Below are 12,499 nucleotides of genomic sequence, written 5' to 3'. Positions count from 1 at the left end.
AGGAGACCGGACGATGACCCAGGCGCAAATCTATCGTGACTTGAAGGCCGATCACGACAAGCAGCGCGAGATGCTGAAGGAGCTGGCCGAGCTGCGCGGCGATACCAAGAAGCGCCAGAAGCTGTTCGAAGCGTTTCGGCTCGAGCTGCAGAGCCATGCCGCCGCGGAGGAGGAATCGCTCTACGCCGTGATGCTGGGCAATCCCGAGCTTCGCGACGATGCGCGGCATTCGGTGTCCGAGCACAAGGAAGTCGATGATCTGCTGGGCGAGCTTATGGATCTCGATTTCGGATCTGACGAGTGGGAGTCCAAGTTCTTCCACATGCGCCACCGCTACGAGCACCACATCGACGAGGAAGAGGAGGAGATGTTCCCGGCCGCCGACGAGGAGCTGGATGACGCGACGGAGAAGAAGATGGCGGCGACCTATGAGGAGCGGAAGCCGAAGGAACTGGAGATCGCGCGCGACAATCCGCCGGGCAGCGACGAGCGCGAGTGATCGCCGCCCGCTAGATGCGCCTCATCACCCTTCCCGCGTCGGACGATTTCGACGCCTGGCGTGACGCGGCGCGCGGGCTGCTGGCGGACGACGTGCCGGCGGAGGACGTGGTGTGGCAAGCAGGCGGGCAAGCGACCGACCTGTTCGCGACTGCGGCTGAACCAAGTGCCGCGACGGCGGCACCGGCGTTCAAGGTGCCGCGCGCGTTCCTCGATCTGGCGCGCAACGCGATCCTGAACCGCGATCCCGAGCGGTTCTCGCTGCTCTACCGGCTGCTCACCCGATTGCGGCGCGAGACGGGGCTGATCGAGGATCATGCCGACCCGCTGGTGCGGCGGCTGGAGGGGCTGGCCAAGCATGTGCGGCGCGACATCCACAAGATGCGCGCCTTCCTGCGTTTCCGCGAAGTGACGGAGGACGATGGCGCCGGCCGCTATGTCGCCTGGTTCGAGCCCGAGCATCATATCGTGCGCGCCAACGCGGCCTTCTTCGTCAATCGCTTCGCCAGCATGCGCTGGTCGATTCTGACGCCGGAGGTATCGCTTCACTGGGATGGCGCGGCGCTGAGCGAGGGCCCCGGTGCCACCAAGGCGGATGCGCCCGAGGGCGATCCCATCGAGGAGGTGTGGAAGACCTATTATGCATCGATCTTCAATCCCGCGCGGGTGAAGGTGGGCGCGATGCTGAAGGAGATGCCGCGCAAATACTGGAAAAACATGCCGGAAACCGCGTTGGTCTCGGAACTGCTGGCGACGGCGCAGGCACGGGAGAGCGGGATGATCGCAAAGGCACGGACGGCGGCGAGGACGGACCTCGGCGGCAACAGCCAGATCGCCTGGGACGCACTGCGCGAGGAGGCGATGGGCTGCACGCGCTGCCACCTGTACAAGAATGCGACCCAAACCGTGTTCGGCGAAGGGCCGGTAAGCGCCAGCATCATGTTCGTCGGCGAACAGCCGGGCGACCAGGAGGATCTGGCAGGACATCCCTTCGTGGGCCCGGCAGGGCAAGTCTTCGACCGGGCGTTGGGGGAAGCGGGGATCGACCGCGCCGCTACCTATGTCACCAATGCCGTGAAGCACTTCAAGTTCGAGCCCCGCGGCAAACGGCGGATCCACGCCAAGCCCGATGGCGGCGAGATCGAGGCCTGCCGCTGGTGGATCGAGCAGGAACAGATGCTGGTACGCCCCAAGGTGACGGTGGCGCTGGGTGCGACCGCTGCGCGATCGCTGTTCGGCAAGGTGATGACGATCAGCCGCGAACGCGGGCGGGCTCTTGCCCTTCCCGGCGATGGCGGCGAGGCGTGGATCACCGTCCACCCGAGTTATCTGCTGCGGCTTCCAGACGAGGCGGCGCGCACGAGCGAGTTTGCGCGGTTCGTGGAAGACCTGAAGCTGGCAAAGGCGGCGGCAGGCTGAACTTCAGCGCTTCCGGCTTCGGATAAGTATCTGTTGCGCTGCCGCATCGCCGATTGACCGGCCGATGCCCTTCCCGCACATCCGCCGCCATGTTCGAAAAGATCATTGCTGCGCTCGCGATCTTCACCGTGGGCGTCATTCGTGCTGGGGGTTACTGGGGCATCGTGCTGCTTATGGCGATCGAGAGCGCCTGCATCCCGCTGCCGTCCGAGATCATCATGCCCTTTGCGGGTTACCTCGTGTCGACGGGGGAGATGAACATCTATCTGGCTGCCACCGCTGGCGCGCTCGGCTGCAACCTCGGCTCGATCGTGGCCTATGAGGTGGGGCGTCGCGGCGGGCGTCCGATGGCGGAGAAATGGGGGAAATACGTCCTGATCGGGCCGGGTGAGCTCGACATGGCCGACCGCTTCTTCAACCGTTGGGGCGCGGCGGCGATCCTGATCGGCCGCATGCTGCCGATCATTCGCACCTTCATCGCCTTCCCCGCCGGGGTGGCGCGGATGAAGCTGATCCCCTTTCACGTCTATACGTTCGTCGGCTCTTGGCCGTTCTGCTACCTCCTCGCCTGGATCGGCGCGCAGCTTGGCACGGCGTGGAACAGCGATCCGCGGCTGAAGGCCTTCTTCCACCAGGCGGACCTCGCGATCGGCCTCGTGCTGGTGGCGGCCGGCGGCTTCTACCTGTGGCACAAGCTCCACGGGCTGAAGAAGAAGCACTGACCATAAAGAGAGCGCCACCCCGGCCCGAACCGGGGTGGCGCTAAAAGGCTGAACTGTAGTGAGCGGCGCCGCCGTGGCGTGGCTCAGCGCGGGAGCATGGTGCTTCGCGCGATCTTTGCCACCAGCCCCGGCATGCCGGCGTAGCTGGCCTTGTGGTACGGCGAATCCATGTCCAGCACCGCGCTGATCCGGCGGTGCGCCTCGCCCAGCGAATGATAGGGCAGGCCCGGCAGCAAGTGATGCAGCGCATGATAGCGCAGGCCAACCGGCGCCCAGAGCGCGGGCAGCGTGGCCGGCGGCGGCACGTTGACCGTATCGAGATACTGCGCCGTCACCGTCATCGCCTCGCCGTCATTCTCCCATAGATGCGCGACTAGCGTGCGCAGCTGGTTCACCACCGCGACGCCAGACGCGATGACGAGGATGATGGCAAAGGTGCGCCAGGACATGGTGCCGGTCGCGACCAGCGCGATCAGCGTCATGGCCCAGATCGCGCAGGCTGCCTCAATCCGGTTCCACTGTGCGGCGAACGCACCTTCCGGCATGCGGCGGCGGAAATCGGGATTGATGGCGAGCGCGGAGAACCGCTCAACCACCACGCGGCGCAGCGGCGGGATCACCAGCGACAGCGGCGAAAGCACGCCATAGCGGAAGATAAGCGCGATCGGCGCGAGGGCGGCGATGACGACGAAGACGGGCAGCGACCACGGCTTCATCAGCGCGAGCGGCAGATACTCCGGATCCTCCGACGTGCCGTAACGCGTGCGAGCGTGATGCAGATTGTGGACGCCTTCGTACATGAAGGACGGCACCAGCATCGGCACGCCGATCAGGGCATTGTAGCCTGCGCGGAAGCCCGGCAGCGACGCATGCTTCACGTGCGTCAGCTCGTGGATGAAGCTCATGCCGCGATACAGCGCGAGCATCGCGACCAAACCGGCGACGATCGTCAGCCACAGCGGACCCGCCATGATCGCCACGGCCAGTGCGCCATAGCCGATCACCGCCGAGGCAAGGAAATCGGCCCAATAGATCGCCGGGCGCGCCGCCGTGAGATCCCGGGTGAGATCGGCCGCAGCCTTCAGCATCGCGCGGTCGTCGGCGATCGGCACCCGGGCCGCCGGCTTTCCGGCGCCGGCTCGATCAAGAGTGATGGTGTTCATGGCGGTTGGCATTGCCAGAAGATAGTGGCGAGACGGTGGCTACAACAGGCTGCATCAGCAATGGAAAGGTCACTCGCCATGATCGTTCCGGGCGATTAGATGACGACCATGGCTTCACCCGTCACCATCCGCCCGGTTGTCAGCAAGCGCGATCGCCGGACCTTCGTCGATCTTCCCTTCCGCCTTTATCGCGACGATCCCAATTGGGTGCCGCCGCTGAAGGGGGAAGCCCTGGGCCTCATCACGCCCGAGAAGAACGGGTGGTACAGCCATGCAAAGGCCCAGCTTTTCCTTGCTGAGCGCAGCGGCCAAGTTGTCGGGCGAATCTCCGCCCATATCGACACGCTGGCGCAGGAGATGCCCGTCGAGCGCGGCTTTGGCCCGGGCAGCGGGCAATGGGGGCTGATGGAGGCAGAGGATGAGGAGGTGTTCCGCACACTCGTCGCCAGCGCCGAGGAGTGGCTGCGCAGCCAGGGCGTGACACGCGCGATCGGTCCGATCTCCCAGTCGATCTGGGAAGAGCCCGGCCTGCTTATCGAGGGCTTCGACCATCCACCAACGGTGATGATGGGCCATGCGAAGCCGGCATATCGCGGCTGGATCGAGGCGGCGGGCTATCAGCCGGTGAAGCAGCTGATGACCTATGAGCTCGACATCACGCAGGAATTTCCGCCGATCGTGCAGCGGATCATCAAATCGGGTGAGAAAAATTCGCGGATTGTCGTGCGCGAAGTGGACAAGACGCGCTTCGACGAGGAAGCGGCGATCATCCTGTCGATCCTGAACGACGCGTGGAGCGACAATTGGGGCTTCGTTCCGCTCACCCCGCCCGAGATCAAGGACGTCGGCGTCAAGCTGAAGCCGATCGTGTTCAACGACCTGATCCGGATCGCCGAACTCGATGGCCGGCCAGTGGCGTTCATGATCACCCTGCCCGACCTGAACGAGCCGCTGGCCGGTCTGAACGGTTCGCTGCTGCCGTTCGGCTGGGCGAAGATGCTGCTGTGGCTGCGGCGCCCGAAGGCGCGCACGATGCGCGTGCCGCTGATGGGGGTGGTTAAGGAGCTGCAGTCATCGCGCATTGCGAGCCAGCTCGCCTTCATGATGATCGAGTACATCCGCCGCGCGGCCGTGACGCATTATGGGGCGACGCGGGGCGAGATCGGCTGGATCCTCGACGACAATCAGGGGATGCGCTCGATCGCCGAGACGATCCAGAGCCGCGTGAACAAGGTGTATCAGGTGTACGAGAAGACCCTCTAGAAGCCCGGTGGCCGGCGCCCTCGCACGCCGGCCGGCAGACCTCAGCCAGCAATCACTGCCGGCTGGGTGATGCTCTCGTAGAAGCCGGGCCGATTGGTGGATGCCCGGCTTTTCGGCGCTGGGCCCGACGCCAGGGTGCGGTGCGGCCGGGGCCGTCCGGCGCCCATGCCATCGGCATGGACCACCGGGCCGGCAACCGCCGTCGCCACCATCGCGAACTCTAGCGCCTTCATTCTACCCTCTCCTTCAGGGCGTGCGGATCCTTGCGGGCTCCGCGCTGGTCGACTTACTGCTTGGCGAGCGGGTCAACGCCCTCGGCGATCCACTGCGCGCGGGTGCGGCAAACCTTGCTGGCAATGCGGGTGCCGGTGAACGTATCGACCACGCAGATGCGGCGGGTATCGTCGCGCGGCGCGACGCTGATGCGCGAGCTGTCCTGAGCGGCGGTGGGAGCGACGGGCGCGGGCGGCGCAGGGGTCGGCTCGGGAGCGGCGGCGAACAGGGCGGCGGCGATGGCGAAGATGGTCATGGTGGGCTTCCTCTCAGTTCAGGCAGCGCCCCAAGCGCTACCTGCCTGACCCATTGCATCCCGCGTGCCAGTTTCTCGTCGCACGTGATTTCAATGACTTGCCAGATTAGCCCGTCCGGCCACCTCCCGATCTTCGGCGAAATTCACCAACCCGCGGCGGATCAGGCCAAGAAGCTGGTGTGCATTACCGGACAGTGCACGCAGCGGCGTCCGCACCCGAACGACATTTTTCTGCAACGGAAGGATGTGCGCGCGGGGCCTTTAGCGCAGGCGGACCCAGGTGGGGGCGTGGTCGCTGGCCTTTTCCCGGCCGCGATATTCCTTGTCGACCCCCGCTTCGACGAGCCGATCGGCGACAGCGGGAGAGAGCAGCAGATGATCGATGCGGAAGCCGGCATCCCGCTGCCACGCGCCGGCCTGGTAATCCCAGAACGTCCAGACACCGCCGTTCGGCTGGCGAACGCGAAGCGCATCAGTCCAGCCTTGCGCCAGCAGGCGGCGGTAGCCGGCGCGGCTTTCCGGCTGCATCAGCGCGTCGCTCGCCATGGCGCGCACCGAGAAGGTGTCGTCGTCGTTCGGGATGACGTTATAATCGCCGGCGAGCACCGCTGGCTCCTCTGCCCGCAACAGTTCGGCCGCACGCGCGGACAGACGCTCGATCCAGCGCAGCTTGTAATCGAACTTCGGGCCGGGCTGCGGATTGCCGTTGGGCAAATAGATCGATGCGACGGTGAGCCCGTCCACCTCGCACTCGAGGTAGCGGCTGTGATCATCCTCCGGCTCGCCCCCGAGGCCACGTTGCCGCTCGACCGGGTCGGCGCCCTTGGCGAGCACCGCGACGCCGTTGAATCCCTTCTGACCATGCCACACCGCGCCATAGCCGGCGTCGCGGATCTCCTGTTCCGGAAAGGTCTCGTCGCTGGACTTCAGCTCCTGCAGGCAGACGATATCGGGCTGCTGCTCGGCGAGATACTCCATCAGGCGCGGCAGGCGCGCCTTGATGCCGTTGACGTTGTAAGTGACGATCTTCACGGCCAGGTGATTACACCGAGAAGCTGGTCCCGCAACCGCATCCCGACGCCGCGACCGGATTGTCGACCTTGAACGCGGCACCACCGAGCGATTCTACGTAATCGACCGAGGCCCCGCGGACCAGATCGAGGCTGACGTCGTCCACCACCAGCCGTACGCCATCGGTTTCGACGACCACGTCGCCACTCTCCGGCGCGTCGGCAAAGCCAAATTTGTACTGGAAGCCCGAACAGCCGCCGCCTTCGACCGACAGGCGGAGGATCGCGGGCCGATTCTGCTTGACCGCGATGGCGGCGACCCGCGCTGCGGCGGAACTGGTCAGGGCGATGTCGTTCGCGAGCGTTGCCATGACTTGAGAGATAGGCGCCCGCGGCCCTGCCCGCAACAGGACCCGGGCGCCGATCAATGCTTCAGGATCAGAGGCCGTCCTGCGCAGCCGGGCCGGTGCTCGACACCGGGATCTGGCCGACCGAGCGATCCTGCGCGGCGAGGAGATAATCCGCCGTGGTGAGGAACGGCACCGGGTTCACCGCGCGGCCGTCGATCCGCACTTCATAATGGAGGTGCGGGCCCGTCGAACGACCGGTCGAGCCCATCAGGCCGATGATCTGACCGCGGCGCACGCGGGCATTATCGCTGACGATGATCTTCGAGAGGTGACCATAGCGGGTCGCGATGCCCTTGCCGTGGTTGATCTCGATCATGTTGCCATAGCCGCCCTGGCGCGCAGCGTGGCTGATGATGCCATCGGCCGTGGCGTAGATCGGCGTGCCGGTCGGCCCGGGAATGTCGACGCCGGCGTGCATCGCGGCCGACCCGCGGAACGGATCGCTGCGGATGCCGAAATTGCTGGTGAAGGTGAGGTGCTGGACCGGCTGAACCGACGGGATCGAGATCACGCCCTGCTCAAGCGTGTCGAGCTTCTTCCAGGTCATGAACAGCGAGCGGAACTGCGCATCGGCCGTCAGATCGGCGGTCGCCTCGGCGCTTGCCGCCGGGATCAGCGGGCCACCCATCGCGGTGGACTTCTTGTTCTTGGCGATCCGCTCAAGACGTACACCGCGTTCGCGCAGCTCACGGGTGGCAAGATCGTAGCGCTCGCGCAGCTGCTCGGTCGCGGCTTGTGCCAGCATCGCCTGGTGACGCTCGACCTTGGCGAACGGCGCGACGGCATAGGCAGCGAGGCGATCGCCCGCCGGATCGATCTTGAGCGTGGCAAGCGCCAGCTTCTTCTCGTCGCCCTCGCCCGTCAGTGCCGCGGCGAGCAGCGCCTGGCGCTGCTCAAGCCGGCTCGCATGCTGCTCAGCGGTTTCACGGATCGTCTGAACACGCGTCTGCATACTGGCGAGCTTGCGCTCCATCGTCGCAACGCGCTGTTCGTGCTGCGCCGGCTCCGAAATGCCCGCAGCGATCGCGGCATGGCTGGTCGCCGTCGCGGCACCATAGCCGGCGAAGGCGACGACAACCGCGGCAACGCTGGCCGCAACGCCCTGCGACGTGCCGCGGAGGCGGACACGGCGGACAGTCTGGCCATCATGGAAGATCACGTTGCGCGGCGAAAAGAGGAAGCGTGCACCAGCAGCGATGCGAGTGGCCGGTGCGGTTAGAATCTTGGTCATCGAACCCCGAACAAGTCGTTGAAACGAGTGACGTCGAGGCGACCCGACGCGCATTGGTTGTTCACTTGTCTGGAAGCGGCCCCCCGCACCCGGACGGATGCTACTGACCCGGTCGGGAACAATTACGCAAGCGCGGCGTAGTAATCCCGCGTCAAGCCGGCAGAGTTGCGCGCCGAGTCGTTGAACGGACCTTTAATGACGCCCCTGAAATGCGCCGCGATGAGGCCGCGCCAATGCTCCGCTGGGGCGAGGCGGGATTCGGCGCAGGCATGCTGGAACCATGTCGTGCCGTACCGCACGTGGCGAATTTCATCGTTATAGATTCGCTGCAGAATCCGAGCACTTGTATGATCGCCGGCCGCCTCGAAGCGCTCGACCGTCACCGGCGTAACGTCGAGGCCGCGGGCCTCCAGCGCCATTGGCACCACAGCGAGCCGCGCGACGGCATCCTCGGCAGTAGCGCTCGCGGCTTCCCACAGACCGGCGTGCGCGGGCAGCGCGCCATATTCGCTGCCGAGCGAACGAAGCCGGCGATCGAGCAGCGCAAAATGCATCGCCTCGTCTGCGCCGACCGAGATCCAGTCATCAACAAAGCTGCGCGGGAATTGCGCGCCGAAGCGGCCTGCCATGTCGAACGCGAGATCGATCGCGACGAACTCGATATGCGCCAGCGCGTGGAGCAGCGCGAGGCGACCGCGTTCCGAGCCGCCTTTGCCGCGCTTGGGCATCCGGTTGGGCGGCAGAAGCTCCGGCCGCGCGGGCCGCGCCGGCTCATCCGGCATCGCCACGTCGAAGCGGTGGGCAAGGCGCCCCGCCCGCCAGTCGCGCGCCGCCTGCCGTGCTGCCTTTACCTTGGCCATGGGCTCGCCTGCGAGGAGCACCGCCCGCGCCGCCTGCGCGATGCTCGCGTGAAGCTCCGTCACAATGCGCGCGCCGCCTCAAGCACGGCGGCCGCGTGACCGGGGACCTTCACCTTGCGCCATTCTTGCACGAGCGCCCCATCCTTGCCGAACAGGAAGGTCGCGCGCTCGATGCCCATGTAGGTGCGGCCGTACATCGACTTCTCGACCCAGGTGCCGAACGCCTCACACGCGCTGCCATCCTCGTCGCTAGCGAGCGCCACCGTGAGATCGTATTTGGCGATGAACTTCTCGTGCTTCTTCGGCGGATCCTTGGATACGCCGATCACGTGCACGCCGATGGCGGCGAAGTCGGCGGAGAGCGCCGAAAAGTCCTGCGCTTCACGCGTGCAGCCGGTCGTATCGTCCTTGGGATAGAAATAGACGACGAGCGGCAGGGGCAGACCGCGCAGTCGGAGCGGTGCGCCGTCAGATCCCGTCAGCGTCAGATCGGGCAGCTTGTCCATGCGTCACTCCATCCCATGCGGCGCGCACCTCCTGCCGCGCGGCATCGAAAGCCACAACCACCCCTTCCCAGTTCCCCTGCCCCAGCGCGCGGGCGACGAGCGCGCGGGTCGCGGGTGCCTCGGGCTCGGCCGCGTCGGGCGCAACGAGCCGCATGGTGACGAGGAGCCGGGTCAACAGATCGTGCGCTTCCCGCAGCGACGCCGGCAGGCCGAGCAATTCGATCGCGCGGCCAAGATCGGGGTCGAAGCCCGTGCGGCGCGTGAGTTGCGCCACGTGCACGGTGAATTCCAGATCGACGAGCCCGCCGGGCAGCAGCTTCGCATCGAGCGGCCCCTGCGGCGGTTTGTGCGCGGCCATCTCTGCGCGCATCCTGATCGCATCGGCGACGACGTCCCGCTCCGGCCTGTCCCCAGCAAGCACGCCGCCGATGATCTCATCGAGCGCGGCACGGGCGGCTGGCGAACCAAACACCGGGCGGGCCCGGGTGAGCGCCATATGCTCCCATGTCCAGGCGTCCTCGCGTTGGTAGCGCGCAAACGAATCCACGTTCACCACGAGCGGGCCCTGCGTGCCGGAGGGGCGTAGGCGCGTGTCGATCGAGTAGAGCGGGCCGGCGGCGGTCGGCACCGACAGAGCGGCCGTCACGCGCTGTGCGAGGCGGTTGTAGTAGAGTGTCGCACCGAGCGGTTTGGGACCATCGGACTCGGCCGAAAAGTCGCCTGTGAACAGGTAGATAAGATCCAGATCCGAGGCATGGGTGAGCGCGCCGCCGCCCAGCCGGCCGAGCGCCAGGATCACGAATTCGCTGTCGGGCACGCGGCCGTGAGCACGCGAGAATTCGGCGATCGTGGCGCTGGTGAGCACTTCCACCGCCGCCTCGGCGACGCGCGAGTAGCCGGACGCGACGGCCAGCGGATCGGCGGCGCCGGCGATGATCTGGGTGCCGAGCGCGAAGCGGCGGTCGCCGACGACGCGGCGGACGTGCTCGAGGCGGACTTGGTAATCCGCGCCGCGCTCGCGGGTCTGCATTTCGGCGGCTAGTTCCTCGACCGACGGGACCGGATCGAAGGCGGAGGCGTCGATCAGGCCGTCCAGCAGATCAGGGCGGCGGGCCAGTTCATCGGCCAGGGTGGGCGCGTGACTGAGCAGTTGCGCGAGCAGCGCGGTAAGCGCCGGACGCGCCTCCAGCAGGCGGAAGATGTTGATCGCGCTGGGCAATCTTTCGAGCAGCCGATCGAGCCGTAGCAGCGCCGCCTGCGGCACGGGAGCGTCCGCGAGTGCACCGACGAGGCTGGGCAGGACCGCTTCGAGCGCCGCCTGGGCCGCGGCGCTGCGCAGCGCTGGATAGCGGCCGGCGCGCCAGGCGGCGATGCGAGCGGCGGCAGTGTCCGGATCATCGAAGCGGGCGGCGGCGAGCTGGTCGTTCAACTTGACCGGATCGGCCGACAAGGAGGGCGCGGCAGGCGCGGCAAGCCGATCAAAAATGGCGGCGACATGGTCGACATGCGGTCGCAGATGATCAAGCATGGCGGCGCCTTGGGCACGTCCGTCCAGCTTTGCGACGCGATCGAGCGCTTCTGCACCGGGCAGTTCATGGGTCTGCCGATCATCGATCATCTGCACATGGTGCTCGGCGGTGCGCAGCGCAACGTAAGCGTCGCTGAGCAGCGCCGCCTCGCGCGCATCGATCCGCCCGGCCGCGGCAAGCGCGGCCAGCGCCTCGCGCGTGTCAGGCACGCGCAAGGCTGGATCGCGACCGCCGTGGATCAGCTGATGGATCTGCGCGAAGAATTCGATCTCGCGGATGCCGCCACGGCCGCGCTTCAGATCGTAGCCGGGGCCGAACGCCTGGCCTTGCGAATAATGATCGCGGATCCGCTGGGTGATGGCGACGATCTCGCCGATTGCACCGAAATCGAGGCTGCGGCGCCAGACGAACGGGCGGATCGCATCGAGAAAGCGGTTGCCGAGCGCGATGTCGCCCGCCGCGGCGCGCGAGCGGATGAAGGCCGCGCGCTCCCACGGCAACGCCTGCGATTCATAATAAGTGATCGCGGCATCGATCGGCAGCGCGATCGGTGTCGCCTCGGGCGTCGGGCGAAGGCGAAGATCGACGCGAAGGACATAGCCTTCGCCGTCGCGGGCCTGCAGCAGCTCGACGACGCGCTTGCCGATGCGCACCGCGGCTTCCACCGGCTCCTCGTTACGGCGGGTCGGCAGCGTGGCCGGATCGAACAGGAAGATCGGATCGATATCGGAGGAGTAATTGAGTTCGCGGCTGCCCTGCTTGCCGAGCGCGATCGCGGCGAAACCGCGCGGCTCGGCATCGGGATAGCGCTCCACCAATGCCGTTTGGATCGCGAGATCAAGCGCCTTGTCGGCAAAATCCGAAAGCCGGTGTGTAACTTCCGTCAGGTCGAAGATGCCGGCGAGATCACCGATCGCGACGCTGAGCGCCACCCGACGACGCGCGCGACGAAGCGCCACGGCGGGCGGCAGCGACGGATCCACGTCCACCGGTGACGCCAGCGATGCGAGCGAAAATTCCGGATCGCGCTGGAGCAGCATCGCCAGAAAGGGTGCGAAATCCCGCGCCCGGCCGACGGCATCGTCAAAGGCCGAAGCTTGCATTTTTTCGCTTGACAAGGCGCTCATTTCGCGTCTGCGCGCAACTTACCGATCATTTGGCCGTTTTAGTCGGCATGATGGGTATTGAACAGCGAGACGATCAGCGCGGCGGAGATGCCTATTTCGTGCCGCGCCCCCGTGCAACCGATGCGCTGGGAGAGTCCCTGCGCTGCGCCTTCAACGGCGGGCGCCGTCTTCCAGATGATCTGAGCAAGGCGTTGGACGCGCTCGACCGGATCACCTGGTCACACTGACGCGA

Annotated in this window: 14 protein-coding genes; 5 read left to right on the top strand and 9 right to left on the bottom strand. The window is 66.5% G+C overall.

From position 1 onward, the window contains the following. Positions 1-13: 13 nt before the first annotated feature. The 3 genes from ACH0AE_RS09640 to ACH0AE_RS09630 all read left to right on the top strand — a co-directional run bounded on the left by ACH0AE_RS09640 (position 14) and on the right by ACH0AE_RS09630 (position 2,639). Positions 14-499 carry a hemerythrin domain-containing protein gene (locus ACH0AE_RS09640; protein WP_294441732.1) on the top strand — a complete coding sequence of 162 codons (486 nt, stop codon included), beginning with the start codon at positions 14-16 and terminating at the stop codon, positions 497-499. Between the two features lie 14 nt (positions 500-513). Continuing rightward, positions 514-1,917, top strand: coding sequence for a UdgX family uracil-DNA binding protein (locus ACH0AE_RS09635; RefSeq protein ID WP_294441733.1), 1,404 nt, complete (start codon positions 514-516; stop codon positions 1,915-1,917). An 89-nt stretch (positions 1,918-2,006) separates the two neighbouring features. After that, positions 2,007-2,639, top strand: a complete 633-nt coding sequence (locus tag ACH0AE_RS09630) for a DedA family protein (protein WP_294441734.1) — start codon at positions 2,007-2,009, stop codon at positions 2,637-2,639. Between the two features lie 83 nt (positions 2,640-2,722). Here ACH0AE_RS09630 and ACH0AE_RS09625 read toward each other — a convergent pair whose 3' ends face one another. Then, positions 2,723-3,802, bottom strand: coding sequence for a fatty acid desaturase family protein (locus tag ACH0AE_RS09625; RefSeq protein ID WP_406875706.1), 1,080 nt, complete (start codon positions 3,800-3,802; stop codon positions 2,723-2,725). A gap of 108 nt (positions 3,803-3,910) precedes the next feature. Between ACH0AE_RS09625 and ACH0AE_RS09620 the strand changes: the two genes are divergently transcribed. Further along, positions 3,911-5,065, top strand: coding sequence for an N-acetyltransferase (locus ACH0AE_RS09620; protein WP_294441751.1), 1,155 nt, complete (start codon positions 3,911-3,913; stop codon positions 5,063-5,065). A 41-nt stretch (positions 5,066-5,106) separates the two neighbouring features. Here ACH0AE_RS09620 and ACH0AE_RS09615 read toward each other — a convergent pair whose 3' ends face one another. The 8 genes from ACH0AE_RS09615 to ACH0AE_RS09580 form a co-directional block, all read right to left on the bottom strand. Further along, the gene (locus tag ACH0AE_RS09615) at positions 5,107-5,298 is read right to left on the bottom strand and encodes a hypothetical protein (RefSeq protein WP_294441736.1); all 192 of its coding nucleotides are present in this window, start codon (positions 5,296-5,298) and stop codon (positions 5,107-5,109) included. 53 nt (positions 5,299-5,351) lie between these two features. After that, on the bottom strand, positions 5,352-5,594 hold the full coding sequence (locus ACH0AE_RS09610) for a hypothetical protein (RefSeq protein WP_294441737.1): 243 nt from the start codon (positions 5,592-5,594) through the stop codon (positions 5,352-5,354). A gap of 261 nt (positions 5,595-5,855) precedes the next feature. Beyond that, entirely contained in the window at positions 5,856-6,626 is a 771-nt protein-coding gene (xth, locus tag ACH0AE_RS09605) for an exodeoxyribonuclease III (RefSeq protein ID WP_294441738.1), read from the bottom strand. Between the two features lie 10 nt (positions 6,627-6,636). Further along, positions 6,637-6,975 (bottom strand): iron-sulfur cluster insertion protein ErpA, encoded by a 339-nt coding sequence (erpA, locus tag ACH0AE_RS09600; RefSeq protein ID WP_294441739.1) that lies wholly within the window; start codon positions 6,973-6,975, stop codon positions 6,637-6,639. 67 nt (positions 6,976-7,042) lie between these two features. After that, positions 7,043-8,245 carry a M23 family metallopeptidase gene (locus ACH0AE_RS09595; protein ID WP_294441740.1) on the bottom strand — a complete coding sequence of 401 codons (1,203 nt, stop codon included), beginning with the start codon at positions 8,243-8,245 and terminating at the stop codon, positions 7,043-7,045. Between the two features lie 122 nt (positions 8,246-8,367). After that, positions 8,368-9,105 (bottom strand): ferritin-like domain-containing protein, encoded by a 738-nt coding sequence (locus ACH0AE_RS09590; RefSeq protein ID WP_294441752.1) that lies wholly within the window; start codon positions 9,103-9,105, stop codon positions 8,368-8,370. A 59-nt stretch (positions 9,106-9,164) separates the two neighbouring features. Then, positions 9,165-9,611: a peroxiredoxin gene (locus ACH0AE_RS09585; RefSeq protein WP_294441741.1), complete on the bottom strand. Its 447-nt coding sequence runs from the start codon at positions 9,609-9,611 to the stop codon at positions 9,165-9,167. Next, positions 9,574-12,243 carry a bifunctional [glutamine synthetase] adenylyltransferase/[glutamine synthetase]-adenylyl-L-tyrosine phosphorylase gene (locus ACH0AE_RS09580; RefSeq protein WP_294441742.1) on the bottom strand — a complete coding sequence of 890 codons (2,670 nt, stop codon included), beginning with the start codon at positions 12,241-12,243 and terminating at the stop codon, positions 9,574-9,576. Before ACH0AE_RS09580 ends, ACH0AE_RS09585 begins: the two co-directional genes overlap by 38 nt. 8 nt (positions 12,244-12,251) lie before the next feature. Here ACH0AE_RS09580 and ACH0AE_RS09575 point away from each other — a divergent pair, with 8 nt between their 5' ends. Then, the gene (locus tag ACH0AE_RS09575) at positions 12,252-12,494 is read left to right on the top strand and encodes a hypothetical protein (RefSeq protein WP_294441743.1); all 243 of its coding nucleotides are present in this window, start codon (positions 12,252-12,254) and stop codon (positions 12,492-12,494) included. Positions 12,495-12,499 lie beyond the last annotated feature (5 nt).

The organism is Sphingomonas sp. 179-A 2A2 NHS (assembly GCF_045371305.1).
Classification (GTDB): Bacteria; Pseudomonadota; Alphaproteobacteria; order Sphingomonadales; family Sphingomonadaceae; genus Sphingomonas.
Note: the sequence above shows the minus strand (reverse complement) of the source record. Positions and strands in the feature narration are given on the sequence as shown.

Bases quoted from the DNA above. Each gene is read 5' to 3' on its own strand.
- ACH0AE_RS09640 (WP_294441732.1), top strand. From the start codon at position 14: ATGACCCAGGCGCAAATCTATCGTGACTTGAAGGCCGATCACGACAAG.
- ACH0AE_RS09635 (WP_294441733.1), top strand. From the start codon at position 514: ATGCGCCTCATCACCCTTCCCGCGTCGGACGATTTCGACGCCTGGCGT.
- ACH0AE_RS09630 (WP_294441734.1), top strand. From the start codon at position 2,007: ATGTTCGAAAAGATCATTGCTGCGCTCGCGATCTTCACCGTGGGCGTC.
- ACH0AE_RS09625 (WP_406875706.1), bottom strand. From the start codon at position 3,802: ATGAACACCATCACTCTTGATCGAGCCGGCGCCGGAAAGCCGGCGGCC.
- ACH0AE_RS09620 (WP_294441751.1), top strand. From the start codon at position 3,911: ATGGCTTCACCCGTCACCATCCGCCCGGTTGTCAGCAAGCGCGATCGC.
- ACH0AE_RS09615 (WP_294441736.1), bottom strand. From the start codon at position 5,298: ATGAAGGCGCTAGAGTTCGCGATGGTGGCGACGGCGGTTGCCGGCCCG.
- ACH0AE_RS09610 (WP_294441737.1), bottom strand. From the start codon at position 5,594: ATGACCATCTTCGCCATCGCCGCCGCCCTGTTCGCCGCCGCTCCCGAG.
- erpA (WP_294441739.1), bottom strand. From the start codon at position 6,975: ATGGCAACGCTCGCGAACGACATCGCCCTGACCAGTTCCGCCGCAGCG.
- ACH0AE_RS09595 (WP_294441740.1), bottom strand. From the start codon at position 8,245: ATGACCAAGATTCTAACCGCACCGGCCACTCGCATCGCTGCTGGTGCA.
- ACH0AE_RS09590 (WP_294441752.1), bottom strand. From the start codon at position 9,105: ATGGCCAAGGTAAAGGCAGCACGGCAGGCGGCGCGCGACTGGCGGGCG.
- ACH0AE_RS09585 (WP_294441741.1), bottom strand. From the start codon at position 9,611: ATGGACAAGCTGCCCGATCTGACGCTGACGGGATCTGACGGCGCACCG.
- ACH0AE_RS09580 (WP_294441742.1), bottom strand. From the start codon at position 12,243: ATGCAAGCTTCGGCCTTTGACGATGCCGTCGGCCGGGCGCGGGATTTC.